Here is a 13974-nt window from a genome sequence, read left to right as displayed (position 1 = left end):
AAATATTCGATAAAGAAATAACATGGTAAATATTATGGATATAAAACTTGAAAAGAAACCCTGGTACATCCGTTACCGCTACTATCTGGCAGGAGGTTCCGCCTTCCTTGTCTTTCTAATCTATGTAATCACCCTTTCACTGGGTCCCAGCAAACTACGTATCGAGCAAGACAACATACAGATAGCCGAAGTCAAGAACGGCAAATTTATGGAATATGTAGATGTGGAGGGAGTGATTCAGCCCATCCTTACCATCAAAGTCAATGCACGTGAAGTCGGAAGCGTGGAACGCATCATAGGAGAGGAGGGGAGCCTGCTCCGGCAAGGAGACACCATCCTTGTCCTGGAAAACCCCGACCTGCTGCGCAGCATCGAAGACCAGCGCGACGACTGGGAAAAGCAACTCATCACTTACCGAGAAAAAGAGATTGAAATGGAACAGAAAAGCCTGAACCTGCAACAACAAGCCCTGCAGACCGATTATGACCTCAACCGCCTGCGCAAGAGTTTCGCCCTCGACAAGGAAGAGTACCGCATGGGCATCAAGAGCAAAGCGCAGCTCGAAGTTTCCGAGGACGAATACAACTATAAAGTGAAAAATGCCCATCTTCAAAGGGAAAGCCTCCGTCATGACTCTGCCGTCACCGTCATCCGCAAAGACCTCATCAGAAACGACCGCGAACGGGAACGGAAAAAGTATGAACGCGCCTGCGAACGGCTCGGCAACCTGGTGGTGAAAGCTCCCGTCACCGGCCAGCTCAGCTTTGTCAAGGTGACTCCGGGACAGCAGGTCGCTTCCGGCGAAAGCATTGCAGAAATCAAGGTGCTGGACCAATATAAAGTGCATACTTCCCTGAGCGAATACTACATCGACCGCATTACTACGGGGCTGCCCGCCACCATCAATTATCAGGGAAGAAAATACCCGTTGCGCATCACGAAAGTGGTTCCCGAAGTCAAAGACCGCACGTTCGACGTAGACCTCGTCTTCATGGGCGACATGCCCGACAATGTGCGTGTAGGCAAGAGCTTCCGGGTGCAGATTGAGTTAGGCCAGCCGGAAGAGGCGCTCGTCATTCCGCGCGGCAACTTCTACCAGAGTACCGGCGGACAATGGATTTACAAACTGAACACCACAAAGACAAAAGCCGTGCGCGTGCCGCTTGGCATCGGTCGCCAAAATCCGCAACAATACGAGATTACGGAAGGTTTGCAACCCGGAGATTGGGTAATTACAACGGGATATGATACCTTTGGCGAGGCGGAAGAATTGATAATGAAATAAAACAACGTACTATGAGACAAATAATGTATGGCAGGCAGCACAACAGAATCCGGCAGAAGTCATTAAAAACGAATAAGAAATGAAATATTTATAAACCATAAAAACCAAGCATTATGATTAAGACAGTAAATCTACAAAAGATTTTCAAGACCGAGGAAGTACAGACTCTGGCTTTGAACGACGTAAACATGGAAGTGAAAGAAGGGGAGTTTGTCGCTATCATGGGACCTTCGGGCTGCGGAAAATCCACTCTACTGAACATTCTCGGTCTGTTGGACAATCCTACATCCGGAGAATATTATTTGAATGGGACTGAAGTATCCAAATATACAGAAGCCCAACGTACCAACTTGCGGAAAGGAGTCATCGGTTTTGTATTCCAAAGCTTCAACCTGATTGATGAGCTGAATGTATACGAGAACATCGAACTGCCGCTACTCTACATGGGCATTCCTGCCGCCGAACGCAAGCGCCGGGTAGAAACCGCCATGGAACGTATGGCAATCATGCACCGCAGTAAGCATTTTCCGCAACAGTTGTCCGGCGGACAACAACAGCGTGTCGCTATCGCACGTGCAGTTGTATCAAATCCTAAGCTGATACTTGCCGATGAGCCTACCGGTAACCTCGATTCAAAGAATGGAAAAGAAGTGATGGAACTGCTGGGTGAGCTGAATAAAGAAGGTACCACAATTGTTATGGTGACACACTCACAGCATGATGCCGGTTTTGCCGGACGCATCATCAATCTGTTTGACGGACAAGTGGTGACAGAAGCCAATTTGTGATAACCCCTGTTTCATTTATGAGTTGACAATGTACGATTGATGCCACTTTTGAATTTACTAAGTGCCTGTCAGCAAGCGGGCGTTTGGCAATACAAATTTCAGTCGTACATCGTCAATCTATAGATTTCTCGAACCTTTTATATACATGATATGAATTCTTATCTTTCCTTGAAATTAGTCATGAGAAGCTGGAAACGCAATAAACTGTTTGTTGCCATTTCCCTTGTCAGTCTGGTCGTCGGTATTGCCTGCACCACTTTGTTGATGGCATTTGTGATACACGAATATAACGTTGAGAACTATAATCCCAACAAAAATCGTATTCTGCGTTTAGTCCAGACTCTACCTTTTGCCCAACAGGTAGTAGAAGGTACATTCATATACGGTGGAACTGTTCCTCAAATAGTATCTCAGTTTCCGGAAATAGAGTCTTACTTACGTACGCAAACATTCAAGGATGTAAGGGTAAAGATTGAAGAACAAGAATTTCAAAGCTGGAGCTTGGTAGCAGCAGATTCAACATTAACGGCTTTTTTCCCTTTCCATAATATAGTAGGGGATGTTCAAGACGCATTACTGAAACCAGGAGACATAGCTGTAAGTGAACTGTTTGCCAAGAAATGTTTCGGTACAACAGATTGTATAGGAAAAAATGTAGATATACTATTGAGCGAAATAGGTATCAGACGCATCGTTGCCGTATTCGGCCAACCAGAGCAAAGCATGATGCATACAGACATACTCCTACCATTGGAAGCTACTGAAAGCTCTGATTGTATGCTATTGCTGAAAGAAGGTACGGATATAAAGAAATTCCGCCAACGTTTCGGAGAAACAGAACTGCCCACTTTGTTGGGAAACGGACATCTTCGTACCCAAACATTGCAAGAATCTTATTTCGACGCTACGGTAAAAGACAGTAATCAAGTTATCAAACATCAGCAGAGCACCTTATTGGGTGTAGGGCTGTTGTCCGCATTACTGATTCTATTCATCGGTTGTTTCAACTTTATAAATCTGAGTTTCTCCCGTTTGTTGCGTCAAGTGCACATGCTTCACATTGAATCCATAATGGGAGCCACAAGATCACAAATGCGCCAACAACTGTTCTTGGATACTTTTCTGATGGTTCTTGTCGCTTTCCTTTTATCTTTATTGTTGATGAATGACTTATTGCCTGCATTTAATCATATGGTTTCTGTCAAACTGACAATGGAATATTTGTTTTCATGGCAAGTGTTCCCTCTTATCTTGTTGTTTATCATAATATTGTCTGTCATACCGGCAAGTTATATGGGTCATAGGTTGCATTCCATATCCGAAACCAATTACCGTCATTTCTTTACCGGACGCAAAAAACGTTTCATTGTGGCCTTATTGGTAACCATACAATTCATTATCTCCATTGGCTTGATGAGTACATTCATGATTATCCGTTCACAGATGTATCTGATTAAGCAGGAAGAAAAGCACTATGAGAATATTATTAATGTATATACAGATGCCAATGCACAACTGGCGCTAAAAAACCGGGTAGATGAGGTGAAGAATATAGAAGGGGTAGAAGCGGCAATAACCTCCAATACCGGAATATATCCGATGAGTTTAGGAATCCCGGGCAAGGATGATTCCGGTGACAATCTGCTCATGTTGGAACTATACGAGGATTGTCTGGAATTCCTAACAATGCATCATATTGAACTGCAAGATTCCCTGCGAGTATTCCATCTAATGTCCCGTACTCCACAACCTGCACTAATCAATGAAACATTCGTGGATTTATTGGTGCCCGAAGGAGAAAATCCTATCGGACAGCCCATTTCCAAGTATGTGCCCGAAAGAGAAGAACTTACAAAAGGTACAATTATCGGTATAGTAAAGGATTTCAAAAAGTACTCCATGACAGACCAAGTGGCTCCCTTACGAATACTCCTTTATGATACTCCACAAGATAATTTCTCAACTCTGGTTATAAAGGTAAAGGCCGGATATAAAGATAAAGTCATTAATTGCCTAAGAGAATCATACGAAAAGAAAAATCCAGGCATTCCTTTGAAATATGATGATATGTATCAGAAATTTGTGTCCTACAATCAGGACATAGCACACTTCTCGCATATCTTATTCATGTACGCCTGTGTCAGTATATTCCTTACTCTTTTCGGATTATTTGGCATCACACATTATGCCGTTTCACAGCGTAAACGTGAAATAAGCATCCGCAAAATTCACGGTGCATCCGCCCGCCAGATTCTATGGCTTATCAATTATCCGTTCCTTAGCTATGTAGGCATCGCATTCGTCGTAGCCGTCCCTGTCATTTATCTTTTTATGACATATTGGTTACAGCAATTTGCATACCATGCCACTCCCAACGCCTTTCACTTTCTGCTACCCTTGCTTTTTACTATAGGCATCACCTGCTTTACGATATGCCTGAATGGATATCGGGCAGCCGTCACCTCATTTCATCCGCGCCGCAACAGCCAGTAATACCCCGAGCACCACACCCAATATCGCTGCAAACAGCACCCGCATTTCTCCCGGCAGGAGGAATGTGATGGTGTGTGCCGGATACCAGAAAAAAGGAATTGTTTTCTTGAAGACAAAATTCCATTGCGCATCCCAATTCAGATGCGTAATGATGCGGGTCATCGGGATAGGAGTGAGGAGGCTGCGAGGCGAACCTCCACAATTCAGGATATGCGTATCCGTAATCTTATGGAATGTCATGAATACCGGAGCGAAAATGGTATTCATGGCAACTGAAATAGCGAGGGCTATCCATAATTTGTCCAGGCAGAATTCCCCGTTTATAATGGCGGCGGCATTTGCCATTCCCATATACTCCATGAATTGCGGCACACCCTTGGAGAAGATTATCATGGCCGCATTGATACCCATTCCCAGCAGTCCCCACACTACGGTACGAGGCAACACTCCAAATCCTTTCCGGCTATAGACTCCGGCACTGATGCGAAGTCCCAGCATCTCACCCAGTGTAGCAAGGATTCCGAATTTAATGAAACTCATCACCATGCCATGTGCAGCGTTGAAAGACTTATACCAATCGTAAACAGGTTCACTCACAAAGAATGTCAGGAATAGTATCACCAGAACAAAAATAAAGAGGAAGTCTTTCTTTTTCATACAAAAGTCATGTTTCTCATAATGTGGCAAACATACTAAAATTATTCTGATTTAAAAGCAAATAAGTAAATAAAAGGTGTTTTGCTAAACAGAACAAAGTGTTTCCCTTAACCGAACAATCTGTTTCATTAGGGGGAACACTTTGTTTCATTATTCAGAACAGTTCGTTTCATCATATAAAAACACCTTGTTTTCTATGGATAAAATAAAGTGTTCAGCACTGTGAACTAACGAATTATCACTATCAGATTCCCCAGAAGTCCATATCATAAGTCTCGGCGCAAAAAAAGTGGGATTCAGAGAAACCTCTGATCCCACTTCATCATATATAGTAAGCAACGGACAGTTATTTCTTATTCTTCATATATTCATCCGCTTTCTCCTTGGCACGTGCCACGCGCTTGGCTGTATCTGGATGAGAAGAGAACATCTTCTGGAACTTGGATTCCTTCGGTGCCTCCGCTGAAAGTTCAAGCAATTTGTTCAAAGCATTGTACATGGCATACGGATCGAGATTATTCTTGATGCAGAATTCAAAGCCATAATCATCCGCTTCCGTCTCCTGCTTCTGGGAGTATTGAGCACCTGCCAATGCCTCGGCCATGGCACCCAGTTCAGAATCACTCAATTTGGATACCGTAGAACTTGCAGCGCCGGCAGCATTCTTCACAGCCGAACGAAGGTAAGCATTCTTCATCGCATCCTTGGAATCCGTATGGATGACGTGACCTATCTCGTGGCCGACAACTGCCATCACTTCATCATCCGTCATGATGTCCATCAGTCCGGCACAGATGCGTACACTGCCATCACCACACGCAAAGGCATTCACATCTATCACTTCGTAAACACCGAAGTTTACCTTCAAGCCGTCCACTTCCTTGATATTTCCGGTCAGCTTCTCCAAACGCTTGCCGTAATCCGTATCGGGTTTCGTCAGCGGATTATGCGTATCCATCCATTCCATATACTCCTTGCTCATCGCTGCAATGTCAGCGTCGGACAATGAAATAGCCTTGATGGCATCTGTACCGGCTTGGACAGCTTTGGTCACATTGATTTTCTTTCCACCGATTTTGAACTGCGCATAGGCAGTAGTGGTACAACTCATTCCGCATACTACAGCAGCAATGATGAAGAAATTCTTTTTCATGTACTTTATGATTTAATTTTAATCCTATTTCATTTTGTCTATAGCAAAAAGCCGCCTAATCAATTATTAAACGGCTTTTCCAATATCTGTTTGAATCAGTTTACTTGATAATATCCAACGCTTTGAAACACTTGGTCAGCTTTTCTACAGCGTAATCCACTTGTTCTACGGTATGGGTAGCCATCAACGCTACACGTACCAGAGTATCTTGCGGAGCACATGCGGGCGGAATAACCGGATTGATAAAGATGCCTTCGTCAAAAGCCAACTTCGTTACCGTAAATGTCTTCTCCGTATCACGCACATAGAGCGGAATAATAGGAGATTCTGTCTCACCTATTTCAAAACCCGCATCGCGGAACTTCTTCAAGGCATAGTTGGTGATGTCCCACAAACGCTGAATGCGTTCAGGTTCGGACTTGATGATATGAAGCGCTTCGCGAGCTGCAGCCGTAGAGGCAGGTGTGCTACTTGCCTGGAATATATAAGAACGAGCGTTATGGCGCAACCAATTGATTACCGCCTTGTCTCCAGCCACGAAACCACCGATAGAAGCCAATGATTTGCTGAATGTACCCATAATCAAGTCTACATCTTCGGTAACACCGAAATGGTCGCAGACACCACGGCCTTGCTTTCCAAATACACCCAGGCCGTGAGCTTCGTCCACGTAAATGCTGGCATTGTATTTCTTCTTCAGGCGGACGATTTCGGGCAGATTGGCCAAGTCGCCTTCCATGGAAAATACTCCATCCACGACAATCAGCTTTACAGCATCCGGTTCGCACTTCTGGAGTTCCTTCTCCAAAGCTTCCATATCGTTATGCTTGTACTTCAATTGAGTGGCAAATGCAAGACGACGGCCGTCTACAATGGAAGCATGGTCACGGTCATCGCAGATAATATAATCCCCACGTCCCACAACGGCGGGAATAATGCCTTCGTTTACAGTGAATCCGGTAGAAAAACAGAGTGCTTCATCTTTTCCCACGAATTCAGCCAATTCCTTCTCCAGCTCAACATGTATATCGAGTGTTCCGTTCAGAAACCGGGAACCGGCACAGCCGGTACCATATTTTTCCGTAGCAGCTATTGAGGCGTCAATGATACGTTTGTCGTATGTCAGTCCCATATATGCATTGGAGCCAAACATCAGAACCTTTTTACCATCCATCATTACCTCTGTATCCTGATGGCTGTTGATTGTGCGAAAATAAGGATATACGCCTTTTGCCATAAACTGTTGCGGCAGGTCGTATTTCGCAAATTTGTCTTGTAGTAAACCCATGAAATATCTTTTATATAATGAATATTTAATTCTATTAAATACAAGTCTTAAAAAACAGGGGGCAAAGATAGCAAAATATGTCGGTATATGTTCTATTTACATTAAAAAAACTACTTATTCTTATTTTTAAAAGCACTATATGGTTAATTTTTCAGATATTTATATTACTTTTGCCAGTTGGAAAACTGCATAGCAATAATCCTTGCATGAACGAATACAAGAAGAAAATAGCATTTATCATAAACCCCATATCCGGCACTCAAAGTAAGGAACAGATACTGAAATGGCTCGACGAAAAGCTGGATAAGGAAAGGTATGAACAAGAAGTGATTTATACCGAACGGGCAGGCCATGCTGTAGAGATAGCGGCACAAAAAGCGCAAGAAAATGCACATGCCGTCATCGCCATAGGGGGAGATGGTACCATCAATGAGATAGCCCGCTCACTGGTACATACAAAAACCGCTTTGGGCATCATTCCCTGCGGTTCCGGCAACGGACTTGCCCGCCACCTGCAAATTCCGATGGAACCCAAAAAGGCCATCGACATCATTAATGACGGACTGATAGACATCATTGACTACGGAAAAATCAACAATGTACCTTTCTTCTGTACCTGCGGTGTGGGATTCGACGCATTTGTAAGCCTGCAATTCTCCAAAGCGGGAAGGCGAGGACCGCTCACTTATCTGGAAAAAACCCTGCTTGAAAGCTTGAAGTACCGTCCGGAAACCTATGAACTGGAAATGGATGGCAGTACCCTGCGATACAAGGCGTTTCTGATAGCCTGCGGAAACGCATCACAATATGGGAACAATGCCTATATTGCCCCACAAGCCACATTGAACGACGGGTTGCTGGACGTCACCATACTTGAGCCATTCACCGTACTCGATGTACCGTCACTCTCTTTCCAGCTCTTCAACAAGACTATTGACCAGAACAGCCGGATTAAGACATTCCGCTGTCAGACACTCCGTATTCACCGTTCCAAACCGGGGGTAGTCCACTTTGACGGTGACCCGATGATGATGGGAGAGAATATAGATGTAAAGATTATGAAGAAAGGGCTACAGGTCATTGTTCCTCACGACGCGGAAAAAGACACGAACGTCTTGCAGCGGGCACAGGACTATATCAACGGACTGAAACAGATTAATGATTCTTTTGTGGAAGACATCGCCCATAAAAACAAGATGATACTGGATAAAGGCAAAAGACAATTCAAAAAACTGACGAAAATGTAATGCTATAAAAAGGTACTGTAAGGAGTTTCTGAAAATAACTTTCCCCTTTTGATGCGTCATATAATATGTTTTATGTATTTTTGCATGTTCAAAATAGTAAATAAGTAAATCGTCAAACAGTAAATAAAAAGATGTATAGATCAAACACCTGCGGAGAACTCCGTATCTCCGATGTTAACAAGCAAGTGACGCTGGCAGGTTGGGTACAGCGCAGCCGTAAGATGGGAGGTATGACTTTCATTGACCTCCGCGACCGTTACGGAATTACCCAATTAGTGTTCAACGAAGAGGTGAATGCCGAACTTTGCGAGCGTGCCAACCACTTGGGCCGTGAATTCGTAATTCAGGTAAAAGGTACCGTAAACGAACGTTTCAGTAAAAACCAGCATATCCCGACGGGAGACATTGAAATCATCGTATCGGAACTGGATGTCTTGAATTCATCCCTGACCCCTCCCTTCACCATCGAGGAGAATACGGACGGTGGCGACGATATCCGCATGAAGTACCGTTATCTGGACTTGCGCCGTGCCAACGTACGCAACAATCTGGAGCTTCGTCATAAAATGACAATTGAAGTACGCAAATATTTGGACAATCAGGGATTCATCGAAGTGGAAACTCCTATTCTGGTAGGTTCCACACCCGAAGGTGCACGCGATTTCGTTGTTCCTTCACGTATGAACCCGGGACAATTCTATGCCTTGCCTCAAAGCCCGCAGACACTGAAGCAATTGTTGATGGTTTCCGGTTTCGACCGTTACTTTCAGATAGCCAAATGTTTCCGTGACGAAGACCTGCGTGCCGACCGCCAGCCGGAATTCACACAGATTGACTGCGAAATGTCTTTTGTGGAGCAGGATGACGTCATCAACCTCTTTGAAGGCATGGCCAAATATCTGTTTAAGGAAATCCGTGGTGTAGAGATGGACGAACCGTTCATGCGTATGCCGTGGGCAGATGCCATGAAGTATTACGGTAGCGACAAGCCCGACCTTCGTTTCGGCATGAAGTTTGTGGAACTGATGGACATCATGAAAGGACACGGATTCCCGGTATTCGACAATGCAGCCTACATCGGCGGTATCTGCGCAGAAGGCGCCGCACATTATACACGTAAACAACTGGATGCGCTGACCGAATTCGTGAAAAGACCGCAAATTGGTGCCAAAGGTATGGTATATGCGCGCGTAGAGGCAGATGGCAACGTAAAATCAAGTGTCGACAAGTTCTATACGCAGGAAGTATTACAGGAAATGAAGGCTGCTTTCAACGCCAAGCCTGGTGACCTGATTCTGATTCTGAGCGGTGACGATGCCATGAAGACCCGCAAGCAACTGAACGAGTTGCGTCTTGAAATGGGTAACCAACTGGGACTGCGCGACAAGAACAAGTTCGTCTGCCTCTGGGTGGTTGACTTTCCGATGTTTGAGTGGAGTGATGAAGAAGGCCGCCTGATGGCTATGCACCATCCGTTCACCCATCCGAAAGACGAAGATATTCCTTTGCTGGACACCAACCCGGCAGCTGTCCGGGCAGATGCATACGACATGGTGTGCAACGGTATTGAAGTGGGTGGAGGTTCTATCCGTATCCACGATGCACAGTTGCAAGCCAAAATGTTTGAGATTCTCGGATTCACTCCGGAGAAGGCTCAGGAGCAGTTTGGCTTCTTGATGAATGCCTTCAAATACGGCGCACCTCCTCACGGTGGTCTGGCATACGGTCTGGACCGTTGGGTCAGCATCTTCGCAGGTCTCGACAGTATTCGCGACTGCATTGCATTCCCCAAAAATAACAGTGGACGCGATGTAATGCTGGATGCACCTTCGGCTATCGATCAGAAGCAACTGGACGAACTGAACCTGATTGTTGAAGTGAAAGAGTAAGAGCTGTTACAAAGTAGGAGGGTGAAAGAATCTGCACGCATTTTTCGTTTTGCAATAATCGGCACGCTGAATGCCTTGATTATGGCTGTTACCGTATGGGTAATGATGGACGAACTGGAAATCAACTATATGCTCTCCAATGTAACCGCATATATACTTGCACAGATACACAACTTCATCTGGTGCAAGTACTGGATATTCCCCACAAAAAAAAAGAGCAACACTTGGCGACAAGTGCTGCTCTTTTCCATAGCTTTCGGAATGGCTTACGGAGCACAATTCCTTTTCCTCATCGGATTGGTGGAGGGGCTGGACTGCAACGAATACCTTGCCCAGTTTCTGGGATTATTCATTTACGGAAGTGTCAATTTCCTGATGAACAAACGGGTGACATTCCGTTAATTTCCCCCCACACACAAAATCCCTGTTGCTATCAGTCAAGAAATCGTTTCGTCAATCCGTCATAGGCGTCAATTCTGCGGTCGCGCAAGAAAGGCCACCAACGGCGTACATTCTCCGAACGTTCCAAGTCCACTTCTACAACGATATTTTCCGGCCGTTCGTTTCCTGCTTGGGCCAAGAATTCACCTTGCGGTCCGACCACGAAACTATTTCCCCAAAACAAGATGCCATTGGTCTGCATGGAAGGATCCGGCTCATGTCCCACACGGTTCACAGAAACCACCGGCAAGCCGTTGGCCACGGCATGTCCACGCTGGGAGATAATCCAAGCATTGAGCTGACGCGCCTTTTCATCGTCCGTATCACTGCTTTCCCAGCCAATGGCCGTAGGATATATCAATATTTCAGCTCCCTTCAATGCCATCAAACGTGCTGCTTCCGGATACCACTGGTCCCAGCATACCAATACCCCCAACTTACCCAAAGACGTCTGAATAGGTTCGAAGCCTATATCACCGGGAGTAAAATAAAATTTCTCATAATAGGCAGGATCATCAGGAATATGCATCTTCCGGTATTTTCCGGCGATGCTGCCATCACGCTCAAAAACAACTGCTGTGTTATGATACAATCCGGGAGCGCGTTTCTCGAACAGAGAAGTGACCAGTACAATATCGTTGGCAGCAGCCAATTCGGAATAGAATCCCGTCGAAGGGCCGGGAATCGGTTCTGCCAAGTCGAATAACTGTGTATTCTCTGTCTGACAGAAATACAGAGAGTTATGCAGTTCCTGCAAAACAACCAACTGGGCTCCGTGCGCTGCACATGCCTCTATGCTTTTGGCCAAATTCATTAAATTAGTCCTGAAGTCCTTGGTATTGGCCTGCTGGATAATACCTACTTTGATTTTTCTTGCCATCTTAATTCTATGGTTTACGTTTTACTATGTATAATCGACATTACTTCAACACCCCTATGGGATATTGCATGGTAACACAATGCAAAGAGCCGTGTTGCTTAATCAAAGCACGGCAATCTATCCCAATAATTTCATAACCGGGAAAAGCCTCCCGCAGCACTTCCCCTGCACAGGCATCATTCTCCGGCTGGCGATAAGTGGGGTAAAGCACTGCATCATTCAGAATCAAGAAATTAGCGTAAGTGGCGGGAAGCCGTTCCCCTTCTTCTTCTATCTTATCGGCCATGGGCAGAGCCAGCAAACGGTAAGGTTCCCCCTTCAACGTACGGAAAGTCTTCAGTTGCTCCTCCATGCGATGCAGTTCTTCGTAATGCTCATCATCCACATCCTTGCATTGCACATAGGCTATCGTGTCGGCAGGGCAGAAACGGGCCAGTGTGTCTATATGGCTGTCCGTATCGTCACCTGCCAAATAACCGTGGTCCAGCCAAAGGACGCGTTGCAGGTGAAAGACGGAACGAAGATATTCCTCAATTTCCACCCGGTTCATCTGTCCGTTCCGGTTAGGGGAAAGCAGACATTCGGAGGTGGTAAGCAACGTACCCATGCCGTCACTTTCGATGGAACCGCCTTCAAGGACAAACCCCAAGCGATTTACATACTTTCCTTTCATCACTTCTGCCTCTACTGCACGACGCGTAATCAAATTATCCTTATCGGATGCAAACTTCAATCCCCATCCGTTGAACTTAAAGTCGAGCAGAGATACACCGTCAGCATCCAATAGGGTGATAGCTCCATGATCGCGTGCCCAAGTGTCATTCGTTTCACACTTCAGGAAACGGACATTTTCCATATTTACCCTGTCGAGAATCTGTTTCTTCACCTCATCCGGTTCCGGAGTTACAATCAGCAATGTCTCCCGCGCGGCTATTTCGCGGGCAATGGCAACAAAACATTCCTGCACTTCGTCCAACATATAGGCCCAGTCCGTACCCGCATGAGGCCATGTAAGCTGTATGCCGCTTTGCAAGGCCCATTCGGCAGGCAAGTGGGGAGCACGTGTCTCTACCTGAAAGCTCATATTCTTGCCAAAACGCACCTGACAGTCTTTCTCCGTTGCACCACCCAATGGAATTCCTACAAAATATCCCATATTATTTATCTTTTCTAATTCGTTACTTTTTAAGTTAGCAGAGAGAGGGAGAATAAACCTCAGGTTTAGAATTGCCAAACCTCTACTTCAGACTTCTAAACCTCTACTCTATGATTACAAACCTCTACTCGTCAATTATCACTTATCTTCCTTCGGTTTCCGGTCGAAGAACGGATTCTTGGAGGATGCACTCACCGGAATGGCAAAAACAGTCTTGCATCCTTTCAGCCAATCCAAACGCTGGGCGGCAAGTCCGGCAGAAAACATCACACGGGTATCCACCCTCAAATCGGCAGCCATGGCACAAGCCGAACCTACGGCTATCCCTACATCCACCGTATTCAAGGCACAAGGCACTCCCTCCGGACGACCGGCACAAGTGGGAAAACCGCAGTGTCCGCAATTCAAACCTTGCATCTGCTCGCGCGTACCTATTATAATTACACATTCAGCCTGCAAAATGTTGTCCGCATCACGGAGAAAGAACTTCATACCGTGCTCTTCAACCATAGCGACCATCTTTTCAGACAGCTTTTTAATGTCTTCACCCGTAACCAGCGCAGCTTCAATCACATCAATACCTTTTCCTTTCGGTGCCGTGCGCGCAGCAATCAGCATTTGTCTTGCCACGTCAAGCACATGTTCATGGCGGCAATCACGTTCATTCTGTATCATAGTCTTTCTTTCCTGAATTAAT

General features: G+C 45.4%; 12 protein-coding genes. 6 read left to right on the top strand and 6 right to left on the bottom strand.

Translation table 11 applies throughout. From position 1 onward, the window contains the following. Window positions 1-34: 34 nt before the first annotated feature. From E5355_RS09205 to E5355_RS09195, 3 genes are all read left to right on the top strand, one after another. Complete coding sequence (locus tag E5355_RS09205; RefSeq protein WP_136010129.1) at window positions 35-1285, top strand: efflux RND transporter periplasmic adaptor subunit; 1251 nt, start codon at window positions 35-37, stop codon at window positions 1283-1285. A gap of 113 nt (window positions 1286-1398) precedes the next feature. Then, window positions 1399-2073 carry an ABC transporter ATP-binding protein gene (locus tag E5355_RS09200; protein ID WP_016273768.1) on the top strand — a complete coding sequence of 225 codons (675 nt, stop codon included), beginning with the start codon at window positions 1399-1401 and terminating at the stop codon, window positions 2071-2073. Window positions 2074-2253: 180 nt separating this feature from the next. Next, complete coding sequence (locus E5355_RS09195; protein WP_246866919.1) at window positions 2254-4566, top strand: ABC transporter permease; 2313 nt, start codon at window positions 2254-2256, stop codon at window positions 4564-4566. Here E5355_RS09195 and E5355_RS09190 read toward each other — a convergent pair. The 3 genes from E5355_RS09190 to spt form a co-directional block, all read right to left on the bottom strand. After that, entirely contained in the window at window positions 4537-5223 is a 687-nt protein-coding gene (locus E5355_RS09190; RefSeq protein ID WP_136010127.1) for a hypothetical protein, read from the bottom strand. The genes E5355_RS09195 and E5355_RS09190 overlap by 30 nt on opposite strands. A 346-nt stretch (window positions 5224-5569) precedes the next feature. Next, window positions 5570-6376, bottom strand: coding sequence for a M48 family metallopeptidase (locus E5355_RS09185; protein ID WP_136010126.1), 807 nt, complete (start codon window positions 6374-6376; stop codon window positions 5570-5572). Between the two features lie 100 nt (window positions 6377-6476). Next, window positions 6477-7664, bottom strand: a complete 1188-nt coding sequence (gene spt, locus E5355_RS09180) for a serine palmitoyltransferase (RefSeq protein WP_016273772.1) — start codon at window positions 7662-7664, stop codon at window positions 6477-6479. Window positions 7665-7870: 206 nt separating this feature from the next. On the opposite strand from spt, the gene E5355_RS09175 reads away from it, so the two are divergent. From E5355_RS09175 to E5355_RS09165, 3 genes are all read left to right on the top strand, one after another. After that, window positions 7871-8911, top strand: coding sequence for a diacylglycerol/lipid kinase family protein (locus E5355_RS09175; RefSeq protein WP_136010125.1), 1041 nt, complete (start codon window positions 7871-7873; stop codon window positions 8909-8911). A gap of 131 nt (window positions 8912-9042) precedes the next feature. Further along, window positions 9043-10800: an aspartate--tRNA ligase gene (gene aspS, locus E5355_RS09170; protein ID WP_136010124.1), complete on the top strand. Its 1758-nt coding sequence runs from the start codon at window positions 9043-9045 to the stop codon at window positions 10798-10800. Window positions 10801-10821: 21 nt separating this feature from the next. Beyond that, on the top strand, window positions 10822-11202 hold the full coding sequence (locus E5355_RS09165; protein ID WP_035458002.1) for a GtrA family protein: 381 nt from the start codon (window positions 10822-10824) through the stop codon (window positions 11200-11202). A gap of 31 nt (window positions 11203-11233) precedes the next feature. Here E5355_RS09165 and E5355_RS09160 read toward each other — a convergent pair whose 3' ends face one another. From E5355_RS09160 to E5355_RS09150, 3 genes are all read right to left on the bottom strand, one after another. Next, window positions 11234-12121 carry a carbon-nitrogen hydrolase gene (locus E5355_RS09160; protein WP_016273776.1) on the bottom strand — a complete coding sequence of 296 codons (888 nt, stop codon included), beginning with the start codon at window positions 12119-12121 and terminating at the stop codon, window positions 11234-11236. 40 nt (window positions 12122-12161) lie between these two features. Further along, the gene (locus E5355_RS09155; RefSeq protein ID WP_136010123.1) at window positions 12162-13277 is read right to left on the bottom strand and encodes an agmatine deiminase family protein; all 1116 of its coding nucleotides are present in this window, start codon (window positions 13275-13277) and stop codon (window positions 12162-12164) included. A gap of 138 nt (window positions 13278-13415) precedes the next feature. Continuing rightward, complete coding sequence (locus tag E5355_RS09150; RefSeq protein ID WP_136010122.1) at window positions 13416-13952, bottom strand: ferredoxin domain-containing protein; 537 nt, start codon at window positions 13950-13952, stop codon at window positions 13416-13418. Window positions 13953-13974 lie beyond the last annotated feature (22 nt).

It is taken from the genome of Bacteroides muris (ex Afrizal et al. 2022) (genome assembly GCF_004793475.1).
Lineage (GTDB): Bacteria > Bacteroidota > Bacteroidia > Bacteroidales > Bacteroidaceae > Bacteroides > Bacteroides muris.
Note: the sequence above shows the minus strand (reverse complement) of the source record. Positions and strands in the feature narration are given on the sequence as shown.

Coding starts and splice junctions, on each gene's coding strand:
- E5355_RS09200 (WP_016273768.1), top strand. CDS start 1,399: ATGATTAAGACAGTAAATCTACAAAAGATTTTCAAGACCGAGGAAGTA.
- spt (WP_016273772.1), bottom strand. CDS start 7,664: ATGGGTTTACTACAAGACAAATTTGCGAAATACGACCTGCCGCAACAG.
- aspS (WP_136010124.1), top strand. CDS start 9,043: ATGTATAGATCAAACACCTGCGGAGAACTCCGTATCTCCGATGTTAAC.
- E5355_RS09175 (WP_136010125.1), top strand. CDS start 7,871: ATGAACGAATACAAGAAGAAAATAGCATTTATCATAAACCCCATATCC.
- E5355_RS09205 (WP_136010129.1), top strand. CDS start 35: ATGGATATAAAACTTGAAAAGAAACCCTGGTACATCCGTTACCGCTAC.
- E5355_RS09150 (WP_136010122.1), bottom strand. CDS start 13,952: ATGATACAGAATGAACGTGATTGCCGCCATGAACATGTGCTTGACGTG.
- E5355_RS09195 (WP_246866919.1), top strand. CDS start 2,254: ATGAGAAGCTGGAAACGCAATAAACTGTTTGTTGCCATTTCCCTTGTC.
- E5355_RS09190 (WP_136010127.1), bottom strand. CDS start 5,223: ATGAAAAAGAAAGACTTCCTCTTTATTTTTGTTCTGGTGATACTATTC.
- E5355_RS09185 (WP_136010126.1), bottom strand. CDS start 6,376: ATGAAAAAGAATTTCTTCATCATTGCTGCTGTAGTATGCGGAATGAGT.
- E5355_RS09160 (WP_016273776.1), bottom strand. CDS start 12,121: ATGGCAAGAAAAATCAAAGTAGGTATTATCCAGCAGGCCAATACCAAG.
- E5355_RS09155 (WP_136010123.1), bottom strand. CDS start 13,277: ATGGGATATTTTGTAGGAATTCCATTGGGTGGTGCAACGGAGAAAGAC.